Genomic DNA, 14,186 nt, shown 5'->3' on the forward strand with positions numbered 1-14,186 from the left:
AGTAAGCGCCGATCAGAACGCCAACGATGCCCGCAGGGATCAAGTATAGATCCGCGATGAATGTTTCCTTCGAAAAGATTCCAACTGCAAAATATGGGATAAACTTCAAAAGGTTAACCGCCCAAAACACGATCACCGATGTGGCCTGATAGGTTGTCTTGTCTAGCTTATGCGACAGCAAATAAACCGCAGCAGGCGGGCCGCCAGCATGGCTGATAAAGCTGGTAAAACCCGTCACAGCCCCCCAGAAAAGACCGCCCCTTGTGGTCATTTTCGCCTTCGGCTGCGGGATCCAGCCTTTTGCCTTGGCGGCTTGAAAAATCACAAACCCGATTGCAACGACGCCAATTAGAAACCGAAACACATCCGGATCGGCAAACCCATAAAGCGCCCCGCCAAGCACAATGCCCGGCACCGCACCAACGATCAAAGTGCGCGCAATTTTCCAATCCCATTTTCGCCAGTAGACTTTGATCGCGGTGACATCCATCACCATCAACAACGGCAACATAAGCCCAATCGCTTGGCCTGGGGTGAGAATCAGCGCCAAGAATGGCGTGGCTGCGAAAGCTGCGGCAGACCCGAATCCGCCCTTGGACATCCCTGCAAAGACAACTGCTGGAATGGCAAATGCGAAAAAATATAGATCGAGTTGCATAGAAGTTTCGCCTGTTTGAGCTGGTTTTGGGCCACGCTAATGCCCCGTTTACGCTAACACCAGCGCAAACGCACATCACTCTGCGCTGCAGCGCACTTGCGCAATCGTCCGCAAATGAGTACCCATGCGGCCAATCTTATCAACCTTCCGGAGATACATTCCATGGCTAGACCAAAGATTGCCCTTATCGGCGCAGGCCAAATCGGTGGCACACTCGCGCACCTTGCAGCCCTTAAAGAGCTCGGCGACGTTGTGTTGCTCGACCTCAACGACGGCGCCGCAAAAGGCAAAGCACTCGACATCGCTGAAGCAGGACCCTCCGAGGGTTTCGACGCTGACATGAGCGGTACATCCGACTACGCTGACATCGCAGGCGCAGACGTATGCATCGTAACAGCTGGTGTTGCACGTAAGCCGGGCATGTCCCGTGATGACCTTTTGGGCATCAACTTGAAAGTTATGAAAGCTGTTGGCGAAGGCATCAAAGCCCACGCACCTAACGCATTCGTAATCTGTATCACAAACCCGCTCGACGCGATGGTTTGGGCTTTGCAGGAATTCTCTGGTCTCCCAACTGAAAAAGTTGTCGGCATGGCTGGTGTTCTTGATTCTGCACGTTTCCGCCACTTCTTGGCAGAAGAATTTAACGTCTCTATGAAAGACGTCACAGCATTCGTTCTTGGCGGCCACGGCGACACAATGGTTCCATCTGTGCGTTACTCCACAGTTGGCGGCATCCCGCTCCCTGACCTCGTAGAAATGGGCTGGACCACACAAGAGAAACTGGACGCAATCGTTCAGCGTACTCGTGATGGCGGCGCAGAAATCGTTGGCTTGTTGAAAACTGGTTCCGCGTTCTACGCACCTGCGACATCCGCGATTGAAATGGCTGAAGCCTACCTCAAAGACCAAAAACGCGTGTTGCCATGTGCAGCTTACTGCGACGGTCAATTCGGCCTCGACGGTTTCTACGTTGGTGTTCCAACGGTGATCGGCGCAGGCGGCATCGAGCGTGTTGTAGACATCAAAATGTCAAAAGACGAACAAGCCATGTTCGACAAGTCTGTTGAAGCCGTGAAAGGCCTCGTTGCAGCTTGTAAAGAAATCGATCCATCTTTGGCATAAGCCAGTCGATTTTAAAAATTTGAGGCCGGATCTTTGGATCCGGCCTTTTTTTATGCCCAACACCCACAATTTAGATCGGACTGGCCAAAGGATATGACTCTCGCTTAGGGTCCCTCTATGGGCTACTCGGCCATATTTCTATCGCATATTGAAAGACATCTATGGCCACGCATTCAGCACAAAGCACACCCACATGGGCGGTTGTCGCGACTGTCGATGAACCCGCCGTGTTGATAGCAGCTTTTGCGCGCCATCATTTGGCCATTGGTGCGAGCGAAGTTCATCTGTACTTAGATCGGCCCCACCCAGAACTCCCCCCATTGATCGCGGGACTGGACAAGTGTTTTGTGACGCTGTGCGATCAGGACTATTGGGCCAATTCCAGCGACAAAAAGCGCCCACCGCATCACCTTCGGCGGCAAAAACTCAACGCGAATGCCGCGTTTCATGCGACCAAGTGTGATTGGATGTTGCACTGTGATGCGGATGAGTTTGTAGGCAACGCCAATATGCTCGCAAAGGATTTGGCACGGCTGCACGATCCAACATCAGCGAAACACGATTGCTTGAAACTTTATAACCGTGAGCGGGTGTGGATGGGTGAGGCTGCAAGCAAGACCGACGCAAACACATGGGAGCCCGACTCCCTATTCGCTGGCGGCTTTCGCTTTCCAACAGAGCTTTATGACGATGTGCTGCGTGACAGCTTTGAGCCGTACGGCGATTATTTGACCCGTGGTTTCTCTGCGCATGCTCGGGGCAAGTCGCTCGCACGGGTTGGCGCGCCGTTGGACATCGGCATTCACGCCGCGATGCACGCGGGCACGCATGACAACGCCCCCCAAAAGGGCAGCACTGCGGTTCTGTCGCATTTCGACGGGCTTACCCCGCTGCACTACATTCTAAAGATGCTAAAACGTGCCTATGAAACGCCCGATGGTCCGCGTGTCCGCCGCGGACAAAGGCGCATGGATCAGGCGTTCTTCATCAAACAGAACGCGGGAGACGCTGACCTGCTGCGGGGCTTTGTGCGCTCCGTCAAATCGCTGACACCACAACAGTCCGAACATTTTTCAGCGCTCATGGCCTTTGACGCCGAGCCATTCGAGGTTCAAGGCTGTAACGATCTTGATCTGAGTGCCGCTGCGTTCGATGACGTTTTGCGCGACCAGAATGCTGCGTTTTTTGAGATGGCGGGCTTGGCTTATAGGGGCGACTGAGCGCCCTCAAGTTGCGTCGCATTGCGTGGCCGACCATTTTGAGCGCGACTTCGGCCAAAGAGAACAGTGCTCATTGGCGAATCCGGCGTTTTAGTCCGAAATGGGCGGCGTAAATTGGATGAGTCATTCATTTTGTGATCACAGCTTTTAATGCTGTGATCACAAAACGTCAAAAAAGCAGCCAAACCCAGTTCTGCAACGAAAAAACTGTTCCTTAACCCTTATAGTGTGTGTCATCCTCTCAAAGAACAAAACTTAGGATGGGACCACTTCATGAATATTCATGAGTATCAGGCGAAGGCATTGCTTCGCACATACGGCGCACCAGTTTCTGACGGGCGTGCTGTTTTGAATGCAGCAGATGCCAAAGCGGCTGCTGGCGAACTTGACGGACCTCTTTGGGTTGTCAAAGCACAAATCCACGCAGGTGGACGCGGCAAAGGTACTTTCAAAGAACCTGAAGCTGGCGAAAAAGGCGGCGTGCGTTTGGCGTTCTCCGTTGAAGAAGCTGCTGAACAAGCTCAAAAGATGCTCGGTCAAACTTTGGTCACGCACCAAACTGGCCCAGTTGGCAAACAGGTCAACCGCATCTACATCGAAGATGGCTCTGACATCGAAAAAGAATTGTACTTGGCTTTGCTCGTGGATCGTCAAACATCCCGCGTGTCTTTCGTTTGCTCCACTGAGGGCGGCATGGACATCGAAGAAGTGGCAGCCAACACTCCAGAGAAAATCTTGTCTTTCTCTGTTGATCCAGCTTCTGGTTACCAAGCGTTCCACGGCCGCCGCGTCGCATTCGCTTTGGGCCTTGAGGGCGCACAAGTTAAACAGTGTGTGAAATTGATGGGCAACCTGTACCGTGCTTTCACTGAGAAAGACATGGAGATGCTCGAAATCAACCCACTCATCGTTCTCGAAAAATCACTTGATCTGAAAGTGCTCGACGCGAAAGTGTCTTTCGACGGCAACGCAATGTACCGTCACCCAGACATCGCAGAATTGCGTGACGAAACTGAAGAAGATCCAAAAGAGCTCGCAGCTTCCAAGCACGACCTCAACTACATCGCTCTCGACGGCGAAATCGGTTGTATGGTGAACGGTGCGGGTCTTGCGATGGCCACTATGGACATCATCAAACTCTACGGCGCTGAGCCTGCAAACTTCCTCGATGTTGGTGGCGGCGCGACCAAAGAGAAAGTGACAGAAGCGTTCAAAATCATCACCTCTGATCCAAACGTTAAAGGCATCTTGGTCAACATCTTCGGCGGCATCATGCGCTGTGATGTGATCGCAGAAGGCGTGATCGCGGCTGTGAAAGAAGTTGGCTTGCAGGTTCCACTCGTTGTGCGTCTCGAAGGCACAAATGTTGAGCTTGGCAAAGACATCATCAAGAACTCCGGTTTGAACGTGATTGCTGCTGACGACTTGAAAGATGGCGCTCAGAAAATCGTTAAAGCGGTGAAAGGATAATATCATGGCCATTCTCGTAGACGAAAACACAAAAGTCATCTGTCAGGGCCTCACAGGCTCACAGGGTACATTCCACTCAGAGCAAGCGATTGCTTACGGCACCAAAATGGTTGGCGGCGTAACACCAGGCAAAGGCGGCATGACCCACCTTGACCTGCCAGTGTTCAACTCCGTGCACGAAGCGCGTCACGTCACAGAAGCAAATGCTTCCGTGATCTACGTACCTCCGCCCTTCGCAGCCGATTCAATCCTTGAGGCGATCGACGCCGAAATGGAATTGATCATCTGTATCACTGAAGGCATCCCTGTTTTGGACATGATGAAAGTGCAGCGCGCTTTGGAAGGTTCCAAATCACGTCTCATCGGACCAAACTGCCCAGGCGTTATCACACCTGACGCCTGCAAAATCGGCATCATGCCTGGCCACATCCACAACCGTGGTTCTGTAGGCGTTGTGTCCCGTTCCGGTACATTGACATATGAAGCTGTGAAACAGACATCTGATCTGGGCCTCGGCCAATCCACAGCAGTGGGCATCGGCGGCGACCCTATCAAGGGTTCTGAGCACATCGATATCCTCGACATGTTCTTGGACGACGACGAAACACAGTCCATCATCATGATCGGCGAAATCGGCGGTTCTGCAGAAGAAGAAGCTGCAGAATTCCTCGCAGAGCAGCGCAAAAAAGGCCGTTGGAAACCAACAGCTGGCTTTATCGCTGGCCGCACAGCCCCTCCCGGCCGTCGCATGGGCCACGCTGGCGCGATTGTTGCTGGTGGTAAAGGTGATGCGGAAAGCAAAATCGAAGCCATGAAATCCGCTGGTATCGTTGTGGCAGACAGCCCTGCGACCCTCGGCGAAGCTGTTATGGCGGCGATCAAAGCCTAAGCCTCTTTGAGGCCAATCATAATGCCTGCGCCCTTTTTTTAGGGCGCAGGCGCACCCACATAAGACGAAACGCAAATTTCGCGTGCCATCTAATAGTAACCGCACCGACACCCAACCCAAGGTCATCCCCATGTCAGACCAAAGCGACAACGACATCTTCCACGCGTCTTCCTTTATGCAAGGCCACAATGCGGAATACCTCGAACAGATGTATGCCCGCTATGCCACGGACCCGTCCTCTGTTGACGCGTCATGGAATGAGTTTTTCAAAAGCTTGGGCGATGCACCAGCTGATGCGCAAGCCGAAGCCGCAGGTCCATCATGGGGCCGCAATGACTGGCCGCCCGTGCCAAACGACGACCTGACCGCAGCGATGGACGGCCAATGGGCCCCAGAACCAGACGCTGCTGGCAAAAAGATCAAAGCCAAAGCCAAAGAGCAAGGCGTTGAGGTGTCTGAGGATCAAATCAAACGCGCCGTGTTGGATTCCATCCGCGCGTTGATGATCATCCGCGCCTACCGTATTCGCGGTCACTTGGTTGCCGATCTTGACCCGCTCAAGATGAAAGCCGACACGCCGCACCCAGAGCTTGATCCAAAATCATACGGCTTCACAGATGCCGACATGGATCGCCCGATTTTCATCGACAACGTGCTTGGCCTGCAAGTCGCTTCCATGCGCCAAATCATCGATATCGTGAAACGCACCTACTGTGGCACTTTCGCGATGCAATACATGCATATTTCCAACCCTGAAGAAGCGGGTTGGCTCAAAGAGCGCATCGAAGGTTACGGCAAAGAAATCCAGTTCACCCGTGAAGGCCGCAAAGCCATTTTGAACAAACTGGTCGAGGCCGAAGGCTTTGAGAAATTCCTGCACGTCAAATACATGGGCACCAAGCGTTTCGGCTTAGATGGCGGTGAATCCTTGATCCCTGCGATGGAACAGATCATCAAACGCGGCGGCAACTTGGGCGTCAAAGAGATCATCATCGGCATGCCGCACCGCGGCCGTTTGTCTGTGCTGTCCAACGTGATGTCCAAACCTTACCGCGCGATCTTCCACGAATTCCAAGGTGGCTCGTTCAAACCTGAGGACGTCGACGGATCCGGCGATGTAAAATACCACCTCGGCGCGTCCTCTGACCGTGAATTCGACGGCAACTCTGTGCACTTGTCTTTGACAGCCAACCCGTCGCACCTTGAGGCGGTGAACCCAGTTGTGCTTGGCAAAGTGCGAGCGAAAACAGACCAAAACAATGACGAAGAACGTACATCCGTGATCCCAGTATTGCTTCACGGCGATGCGGCCTTTGCCGGCCAAGGTGTTGTGGCGGAATGTTTCGGTCTCTCTGGTCTGCGCGGTCACAAAACAGGCGGCACAATCCACATCGTTGTGAACAACCAAATCGGCTTTACAACAGCACCGCACTTCTCACGGTCTAGCCCCTACCCAACAGACAACGCTCTGGTGGTTGAGGCGCCGATTTTCCACGTGAACGGCGACGATCCAGAAGCTGTTGTGCACGCCGCAAAAGTGGCCACTGAGTTCCGCCAAAAGTTCCACAAAGACGTTGTCATCGACATGTTCTGTTACCGCCGCTTTGGTCACAACGAAGGCGACGAGCCGATGTTCACCAACCCGGCGATGTACACAAACATCAAAAAGCACAAGACAACGCTACAGCTTTACACCGAGCGTTTGGTTAAAGACGGTCTCATCCCTGAGGGCGAGATCGAAGATATGAAAGCTGCCTTCCAAGCGCATCTGAACGATGAGTTTGAAGCAGGTAAGAACTTTAAACCAAACCGTGCGGATTGGTTGGATGGGCGCTGGTCGCACATCAACAAAGAAGGCGAAGAATACCAACGCGGCAAAACTGCGATTTCGCCTGAAACCATGGCTGAAGTCGGCAAAGGTCTGGTGAGCAAGCCTGATGACGTCAACGTGCACAAAACAGTTGGACGTCAGTTGGATGCCAAGGCCAAAATGTTTGACACTGGTACAGGCTTTGATTGGGCCACCGGTGAAGCATTGGCATTCGGGTCGCTTTTGACAGAAGGCTACCCTGTCCGTTTGGCAGGCCAAGATTCCACACGCGGCACGTTCTCGCACCGTCACTCGGCGTTGATCGACCAAAAGACCGAAGACCGCTACTACCCGCTGAACAACATCCGCAAAGGCCAAGCCAATTACGAAGTCATCGACTCGATGCTGTCTGAATATGCGGTCTTGGGCTTTGAATATGGCTACTCATTGGCGGAACCAAACGCCTTGGTCATGTGGGAAGCGCAATTTGGCGACTTCGCCAACGGCGCGCAGATCATGTTCGACCAATTCATCTCGTCGGGTGAAAGCAAGTGGTTGCGCATGTCAGGTCTCGTGATGCTCTTGCCACACGGCTATGAAGGCCAAGGCCCAGAGCACTCCTCGGCCCGCCTTGAGCGTTTCTTGCAAATGTGTGGTCAAGACAACTGGATCGTCGCCAACTGTACGACACCAGCCAACTACTTCCACATCCTGCGTCGCCAGATTCACCGGTCTTTCCGTAAACCGCTTGTGTTGATGACACCAAAATCTCTTTTGCGTCACAAACTGGCGACATCTGTTGCGGCTGATTTCACCGAAGGCTCATCCTTCCACCGCGTTCTGTGGGACGACGCTGATGCGCAACACCGCACAGGCAAGTCTGACATCACACTGAAAGACGACGACAAAATCAAACGCGTCGTGATCTGTTCTGGCAAGGTCTACTACGACCTTCTCGAAGCGCGTGATGCAGCTGGCAAAGACGACACGTACATCTTGCGCCTCGAACAGTTCTACCCATTCCCTGCGCTCTCGCTGGTCAAAGAACTGGAGCGTTTCAAAGACGCCGCAGTTGTTTGGTGCCAAGAAGAGCCCAAAAACCAAGGCGGCTGGACTTTCGTCGAGCCCAACATCGAATGGGTGCTCACACGCATCAAATCCAAACACACGCGCCCTGTCTACGCAGGCCGTTCCGCATCTGCGTCACCAGCCACCGGTCTCGCATCTCAACACAAAGCACAACAACTGGCGCTCGTGAATGACGCGCTCAACATCAAAGGGTAATCCCATGTCAGTAGAAGTCCGCGTCCCGACCCTAGGCGAAAGCGTCACCGAAGCCACCGTTGCAACTTGGTTCAAAAAACCAGGTGACGCCGTTGCTGTTGATGAAATGCTTTGCGAGTTGGAAACAGATAAAGTCACCGTTGAAGTGCCATCCCCTGCGGCTGGTACATTCGGCGAAATCGTGGCTGCCGAAGGCGAAACAGTTGGCGTTGACGCCCTGCTCGCCACATTGAACGCTGGCGAAGGTGCCGCTCCGGCCCCTGCTGCTGCCGCGCCTGCTGCCGCTGCACCTGCGGCTGGTGGTTCAGACGTCGACGTTATGGTGCCAACACTTGGCGAATCTGTGACTGAAGCAACTGTTGCAACTTGGTTCAAAGCTGTTGGCGACACTGTTGCCCAAGACGAAATGCTTTGCGAATTGGAAACAGACAAAGTCTCCGTCGAAGTTCCAGCCCCTGCCGCCGGCACATTGACAGCGATCGTTGCTGCCGAAGGCGCAACAGTAGACGCCACAGCGAAACTGGGTGTTATTTCATCCGGTGCTGGCGCTGCTGCAGCAGCCCCTGCGGCCGCCGCAGCTGCCCCTGCTGCAAGCACAGGCAAAGACATTGAAAACGCACCTTCTGCCAATAAACTGATGGCTGAAAACGGTGTTGATGCCGCGTCCGTGTCTGGCACAGGCAAAGACGGACGCATCATGAAAGACGATGTGCTTAAAGCTATGGCCGCGCCAAAAGCAGCCCCTGCGCCAGTGGCCGCACCACGTGCACCATCCGCACCTGCAGATGCAGCCCGCGAAGAGCGCGTGAAAATGACCAAACTGCGCCAGACCATTGCGCGCCGTTTGAAAGAGTCACAAAACACCGCTGCGATGCTCACCACCTACAACGAAGTCGACATGACCGAAGTGATGGCGTTGCGCAACGAGTACAAAGACCTGTTCTTGAAAAAGCACGGCGTGAAATTGGGCTTCATGTCCTTCTTCACCAAAGCCTGTATCCACGCTTTGAACGAAGTGCCTGAAGTGAACGCCGAAATCGATGGCACAGACATCGTTTACAAAAACTACGTGAACATGGGCATCGCAGCCGGCACACCAACAGGTCTTGTTGTGCCAGTGATCAACAACGCCGATCAACTGTCCTTCGCGGGTATTGAGAAAGCCATCGCTGAAAAAGGCGCACGCGCCCGTGACGGCAAACTGTCTATGGCAGAAATGCAGGGCGGCACATTCACGATCTCAAACGGTGGTGTTTACGGCTCCTTGATGTCTTCACCAATCTTGAACCCTCCACAGTCCGGCATCCTCGGCATGCACAAAATCCAAGAGCGTCCAATGGCGATCAATGGCCAAGTTGTGATCCGTCCGATGATGTACCTTGCCCTGTCATACGATCACCGTATCGTCGACGGCAAAGGCGCCGTGACCTTCCTCGTGCGCGTCAAAGAAGCACTGGAAGACCCACGCCGTCTGTTGATGGATCTGTAAAAAACAAATGGGCGGGCTTCGGTCCGCCCCACTTTTCTAAACACTACGGGTCGAGACATGCGCTCCCCAAATTCTAGGAGAAACCACAATGGCTTCCTACGACGTCATCATCATCGGTGCAGGCCCTGGCGGCTATGTTTCCGCAATCCGCTGTGCACAGCTCGGCCTGAAAACAGCTGTTGTTGAAGGTCGCGAAACGCTTGGCGGCACTTGCCTCAACGTGGGCTGTATCCCGTCCAAAGCGCTGCTCAACGCGACGCACCACTTGCACGAAGCCGAGCACAACTTTGCGGCCATGGGTCTCAAAGGCAAATCGCCTTCCGTCGACTGGAAACAGATGAAAGCCTACAAAGACGACGTTGTTGGCCAAAACACTGGCGGCATCGAGTTCTTGTTCAAAAAGAACAAAGTCGACTGGATCAAAGGCTGGGCCTCCATTCCTGCGGCTGGCAAAGTGAAAGTCGGCGACGACGTGCACGAAGCAAAGAACATCGTGATCGCTTCTGGCTCAGTTCCATCTTCTTTGCCCGGCGTTGACGTCGACAATGACGCGGGCGTCGTAGTCGACAGCACCGGCGCGCTTGAGCTGCCAAAAGTGCCAAAGAAAATGACTGTTATCGGCGCTGGTGTTATCGGGCTTGAGCTCGGTTCCGTATACGCGCGCCTCGGCACCGAAGTCACCGTCGTGGAATACATGGACGCGATCACACCAGGTATGGACGCAGACGTTCAGCGTTCGTTCAAGCGCCTGCTCGAAAAGCAAGGCCTGACCTTCATCATGGGCGCGGCAGTCCAAGGTGTGGATGCATCCAAAACCAAAGCCAAAGTGTCTTACAAGCTTAAGAAAGACGACTCTGACCACGTGCTTGACGCAGATGTTGTCCTCGTAGCCACTGGCCGCAAAGCTTACACAGATGGCTTGGGCTTGGCTGAAGCTGGCGTTGAATTCACAGAGCGCGGTCAGGTCAAAACCGACGCGCATTGGGCCACAAACGTGCCAGGCATCTACGCCATCGGTGACGCTATCGTCGGGCCTATGTTGGCCCACAAAGCCGAAGACGAAGGCATGGCCGTCGCAGAAGTCATCGCGGGCAAGCATGGCCACGTGAACTACGACGTGATCCCAGGCGTGATCTACACCTCACCAGAGGTGGCAACTGTTGGCAAAACCGAAGCTGACCTCAAAGCCGAAGGTCGCAAGATCAAGGTTGGCAAGTTTTCCTTCATGGGCAACGCCCGTGCGAAAGCTGTGTTCCAAGGCGAAGGCTTCGTGAAACTCATCGCGGATGCAGACACAGACCGTTTGCTCGGTGCGGCCATCATCGGTCCGTCAGCGGGCGACATGATCCACGAGATCTGTGTGGCGATGGAATACGGCGGATCGGCGCAAGACGTGGCCATGACCTGCCACGCGCACCCAACCTACTCCGAAGCCGTGCGCGAAGCTGCACTGGCCTTGGGCGATGGCGCGATCCACGCGTAAACGACGCGCTACACCCAAAAAAAAAGGCGCCCAAGTGGCGCCTTTTTTGTGTTTGGACTACTTGCTCATGTCCGAGATTTCTTGCATCCGCGCGGCATGTTCTTTGCGCAGCTCCTTGCGCAACTCAGCAGAACGCCAACGCCTGCGGTCCAGCTCGGTCATCGGCTGAAACTGCGGTGCCACGACAGGTTTGCCGTCGTCGTCCACAGCAATCATGGTGAAGTAGCAGCTGTTTGTGTGGCGCACTTTGCGGGTACGAATGTTTTCGGCTTCAACCTTCATGCCGATTTCCATTGATGACCGACCAACGTGGTTCACTGAGGCGCGAAAATGCACCAATTCGCCCACATGAATAGGCTCTTTGAACACCACCTGATCCACCGACAGGGTCACAGCGTATTTCGCCGAATAGCGAGACGCGCAAGAGAACGCGACCAAATCGAGGATTTTCAACAACGCGCCCCCATGCACCTTGCCGGAAAAATTCGCCATCTCCGGCGTCATAAGTTCTGTCATTTCTAAGAAGCGTGCGTTTTCCATGTGATCTCGTTTGCGTTTTTGTGGAATAGAAAGGTCGGTTTAAACCGCCAAAAGTCGAAGGCCTTGGGTCACGTCGGAGCGCAGCGCAAGCCTTAAGCCTGGCTCATCGCCTGCGCGCAAAGCGGCGACGATCAGCCGATGATTGTGCGGCAATTCAGTCCGGTTCAACTTGGCATACAGAGCGCGCATGGTAGGCCCCAGTTGCAGCCAAACCGTTTCCGTAAGGGCCAGCATCGCAGGCGCTTGCGCCCGCAAATACAAAGTCCGGTGAAATTCAAGATTGGTGCGGATATAGCCCACGTCATCGTGTTTGGCAGCGCATTCGGCAATCGCTCCGTTGATCGCTTGCAGCCTGTCGATCAGCGCAAGGTGCGCACGCGGCAAGGCGCGCGAGGCCAGTTCCGGCTCGATCAAAGCACGAATCGAGGCCAATTCTTCAATGCGCTCGTTGGACAATTCCGGGGTGCTGACGCGTCCCGAAGACGACAAGGACAAACCGCCATCTGCCACAAGACGCCGAACAGCTTCGCGTGCAGGCGTCATCGACACCCCAAACGTTTTGCCGATCCCGCGCAGGGTCATTGATTGCCCTGGACGCAATTCACCGTGCATAATCTTGGTGCGCAGCGTTCTGTAAACACGATCATGGGCAGATGTGACGGCGTCTGTTGGCTTGGGAGGTTGAATCATCATCTTTGCAATGTGATCACAAATGCCAAGGAGGTCAATTGTCCTAAGCCTTTTGCCACCGGCGGCTGTCAGAATTTGGGTTTCAGATTAGAAAATGATCAAAAATCACACTAATTACTTAAAGCGCCACGCGTGAAGCAACTGCCCTTCGGTGCGCAGCCAATCTCGGTGGGTGGCAAAATCGGGGCAAACCCGTGCGACATGCGCCCAAAAACGGTCAGAGTGATTCATCTCCAAACGATGCGCGACCTCATGCGCCGCGACATAGTCGAGCACCGCAGCTGGCGCCATTACAAGACGCCATGAGTACATCAAGTTGCCTTCACTGGTGCACGAACCCCACCGCGATCTGGTGTCTCGAATCGTCAGCCGACCGTAATTGGTGTTCAACGCCTGCGCGTATTTGTCTGACGCCTCCCGCAAACGGGTTTTGGCCTGCAGTTTTAGAAACGCCTCAAGCCGTGCGCCAACCATATTTGGCGCTTGGGGCACAACCATCTGGCCGTCTTCAATGCGCGCAACACGGCCCTTGCCCGCGACGATTTCATACTCTTGCCCCAGCACGGGCAACTTGGCGCCAATCTGGGCAATCCGGTCTTCCGGCAGCATCTCCAAATTGGCGCGAATCCAGCTTTCTTTTTCACGCAAGAAGGCCAAAGCTGCGCGTTCGCTGGCCCGCGGAGGCAAAGAAAGCGTGACCCGCCCATCCAAACGAGACACCCGCAAAGAGAGCCGACGTGCGCGCGCCGAGCGCCGCAAAAGCACTGAGACTGGGGGGTCACCGTCCAAAATTGCTTGATCCATGCGTGCGTGCCTGTCTGCGGGTCTTAGGGCTAAACTATATGCGTCATGCGTCTTACGTGTCAGCGTATCTGCCCCAGCGCCAACAGGCCACCGCCAAATCACGCAGAAACCCGAAAAGCCTTTGACACGCCTCGATTGATATGGCATGGCGCGTCATCTCCGAAATGGATCTACAAGACGAAAGGGATTGTCATGCCCAATGAAGAATGGGGTGTTAAGCGCCTCTGCCCAACGAGCGGCAAACGGTTTTACGACCTCAACAACGACCCAATCGTTTCGCCTTACACTGGCGAAGTGGTGACGTTTGATGCGAACAACAAGTCGCGCGTTGTTGCGGAAAAGAAAACGCCTGAGCCAGAAGAAGATGATGTAGATGATCTGTTGGATGTCGAAGACGACGCAGACATCGATATCGATGATGACTTGCTCGAAGATGACGACGACGACACGGTTTCACTTGATGAAATCGCCGACGTGGCATCTGACGACGACGATAGCTAAAATCGTCTCAAGGGCGACTTTTTAGCTTGAACTCCGAGCTGAGTCGCAATACCAAACGCGGCAGGGCGATATCGCCCGCCGCAGATCCGCCACAAGGCGTAATGCACTGGTTTTAGGGGCCTTAGCTCAGTTGGTAGAGCGCTTGCATGGCATGCAAGAGGTCAGGGGTTCGACTCCCCTAGGCTCCACCAAACCCCTTCCTATAAATTGCGAAATTTTCTTG

The 14,186-nt window shown here is 54.2% G+C and carries 12 protein-coding genes and 1 tRNA gene; 9 read left to right on the plus strand and 4 right to left on the minus strand.

Annotated features, from left to right (window positions below; genetic code table 11):
* Positions 1–658 (minus strand): sulfite exporter TauE/SafE family protein (locus ABF287_RS13065; protein ID WP_347185445.1); only part of this gene is annotated, 658 nt, incomplete at its 3' end.
* A gap of 162 nt (positions 659–820) precedes the next feature.
* Here ABF287_RS13065 and mdh point away from each other — a divergent pair.
* From mdh to lpdA, 7 genes are all read left to right on the plus strand, one after another.
* A complete protein-coding gene (gene mdh / locus ABF287_RS13070) occupies positions 821–1,783 on the plus strand; it encodes a malate dehydrogenase (protein ID WP_347185446.1) in 963 nt (320 codons plus the stop codon).
* 161 nt (positions 1,784–1,944) lie between these two features.
* Positions 1,945–3,003, plus strand: coding sequence for a glycosyltransferase family 2 protein (locus ABF287_RS13075; protein ID WP_347185447.1), 1,059 nt, complete (start codon positions 1,945–1,947; stop codon positions 3,001–3,003).
* 273 nt (positions 3,004–3,276) lie between these two features.
* Positions 3,277–4,473 (plus strand): ADP-forming succinate--CoA ligase subunit beta, encoded by a 1,197-nt coding sequence (sucC, locus tag ABF287_RS13080; RefSeq protein WP_347185448.1) that lies wholly within the window; start codon positions 3,277–3,279, stop codon positions 4,471–4,473.
* A gap of 4 nt (positions 4,474–4,477) precedes the next feature.
* Positions 4,478–5,362, plus strand: a complete 885-nt coding sequence (gene sucD / locus ABF287_RS13085; RefSeq protein ID WP_347185449.1) for a succinate--CoA ligase subunit alpha — start codon at positions 4,478–4,480, stop codon at positions 5,360–5,362.
* A 130-nt stretch (positions 5,363–5,492) separates the two neighbouring features.
* Complete coding sequence (locus ABF287_RS13090; protein ID WP_347185450.1) at positions 5,493–8,456, plus strand: 2-oxoglutarate dehydrogenase E1 component; 2,964 nt, start codon at positions 5,493–5,495, stop codon at positions 8,454–8,456.
* 4 nt (positions 8,457–8,460) lie between these two features.
* The gene (gene odhB, locus ABF287_RS13095) at positions 8,461–9,945 is read left to right on the plus strand and encodes a 2-oxoglutarate dehydrogenase complex dihydrolipoyllysine-residue succinyltransferase (protein ID WP_347185451.1); all 1,485 of its coding nucleotides are present in this window, start codon (positions 8,461–8,463) and stop codon (positions 9,943–9,945) included.
* An 88-nt stretch (positions 9,946–10,033) separates the two neighbouring features.
* Positions 10,034–11,428 carry a dihydrolipoyl dehydrogenase gene (gene lpdA / locus ABF287_RS13100; protein WP_347185452.1) on the plus strand — a complete coding sequence of 465 codons (1,395 nt, stop codon included), beginning with the start codon at positions 10,034–10,036 and terminating at the stop codon, positions 11,426–11,428.
* A 57-nt stretch (positions 11,429–11,485) separates the two neighbouring features.
* On the opposite strand, the gene ABF287_RS13105 is transcribed toward lpdA, so the two are convergent.
* From ABF287_RS13105 to ABF287_RS13115, 3 genes are all read right to left on the minus strand, one after another.
* Complete coding sequence (locus ABF287_RS13105; protein WP_347185453.1) at positions 11,486–11,968, minus strand: acyl-CoA thioesterase; 483 nt, start codon at positions 11,966–11,968, stop codon at positions 11,486–11,488.
* A gap of 39 nt (positions 11,969–12,007) precedes the next feature.
* Positions 12,008–12,661, minus strand: a complete 654-nt coding sequence (locus tag ABF287_RS13110; RefSeq protein ID WP_347185454.1) for a GntR family transcriptional regulator — start codon at positions 12,659–12,661, stop codon at positions 12,008–12,010.
* Between the two features lie 111 nt (positions 12,662–12,772).
* Complete coding sequence (locus ABF287_RS13115) at positions 12,773–13,462, minus strand: SprT family zinc-dependent metalloprotease (protein ID WP_347185455.1); 690 nt, start codon at positions 13,460–13,462, stop codon at positions 12,773–12,775.
* Between the two features lie 192 nt (positions 13,463–13,654).
* Here ABF287_RS13115 and ABF287_RS13120 point away from each other — a divergent pair, with 192 nt between their 5' ends.
* Together ABF287_RS13120 and ABF287_RS13125 are read left to right on the plus strand one after the other, a co-directional pair.
* A complete protein-coding gene (locus ABF287_RS13120) occupies positions 13,655–13,963 on the plus strand; it encodes a TIGR02300 family protein (RefSeq protein ID WP_347185456.1) in 309 nt (102 codons plus the stop codon).
* Positions 13,964–14,078: 115 nt separating this feature from the next.
* Positions 14,079–14,154, plus strand: a tRNA-Ala gene (locus ABF287_RS13125).
* The last annotated feature ends 32 nt before the right edge of the window (positions 14,155–14,186 follow it).

It is taken from the genome of Pacificibacter sp. (assembly GCF_039769035.1).
Classification (GTDB): Bacteria; Pseudomonadota; Alphaproteobacteria; order Rhodobacterales; family Rhodobacteraceae; genus Celeribacter.

Excerpts from the sequence above, each read along its gene's own strand:
- ABF287_RS13105 (WP_347185453.1), bottom strand. The coding sequence starts at position 11,968 with ATGGAAAACGCACGCTTCTTAGAAATGACAGAACTTATGACGCCGGAG.
- ABF287_RS13075 (WP_347185447.1), top strand. The coding sequence starts at position 1,945 with ATGGCCACGCATTCAGCACAAAGCACACCCACATGGGCGGTTGTCGCG.
- ABF287_RS13110 (WP_347185454.1), bottom strand. The coding sequence starts at position 12,661 with ATGATGATTCAACCTCCCAAGCCAACAGACGCCGTCACATCTGCCCAT.
- lpdA (WP_347185452.1), top strand. The coding sequence starts at position 10,034 with ATGGCTTCCTACGACGTCATCATCATCGGTGCAGGCCCTGGCGGCTAT.
- sucC (WP_347185448.1), top strand. The coding sequence starts at position 3,277 with ATGAATATTCATGAGTATCAGGCGAAGGCATTGCTTCGCACATACGGC.
- sucD (WP_347185449.1), top strand. The coding sequence starts at position 4,478 with ATGGCCATTCTCGTAGACGAAAACACAAAAGTCATCTGTCAGGGCCTC.
- mdh (WP_347185446.1), top strand. The coding sequence starts at position 821 with ATGGCTAGACCAAAGATTGCCCTTATCGGCGCAGGCCAAATCGGTGGC.
- odhB (WP_347185451.1), top strand. The coding sequence starts at position 8,461 with ATGTCAGTAGAAGTCCGCGTCCCGACCCTAGGCGAAAGCGTCACCGAA.
- ABF287_RS13120 (WP_347185456.1), top strand. The coding sequence starts at position 13,655 with ATGCCCAATGAAGAATGGGGTGTTAAGCGCCTCTGCCCAACGAGCGGC.
- ABF287_RS13090 (WP_347185450.1), top strand. The coding sequence starts at position 5,493 with ATGTCAGACCAAAGCGACAACGACATCTTCCACGCGTCTTCCTTTATG.
- ABF287_RS13115 (WP_347185455.1), bottom strand. The coding sequence starts at position 13,462 with ATGGATCAAGCAATTTTGGACGGTGACCCCCCAGTCTCAGTGCTTTTG.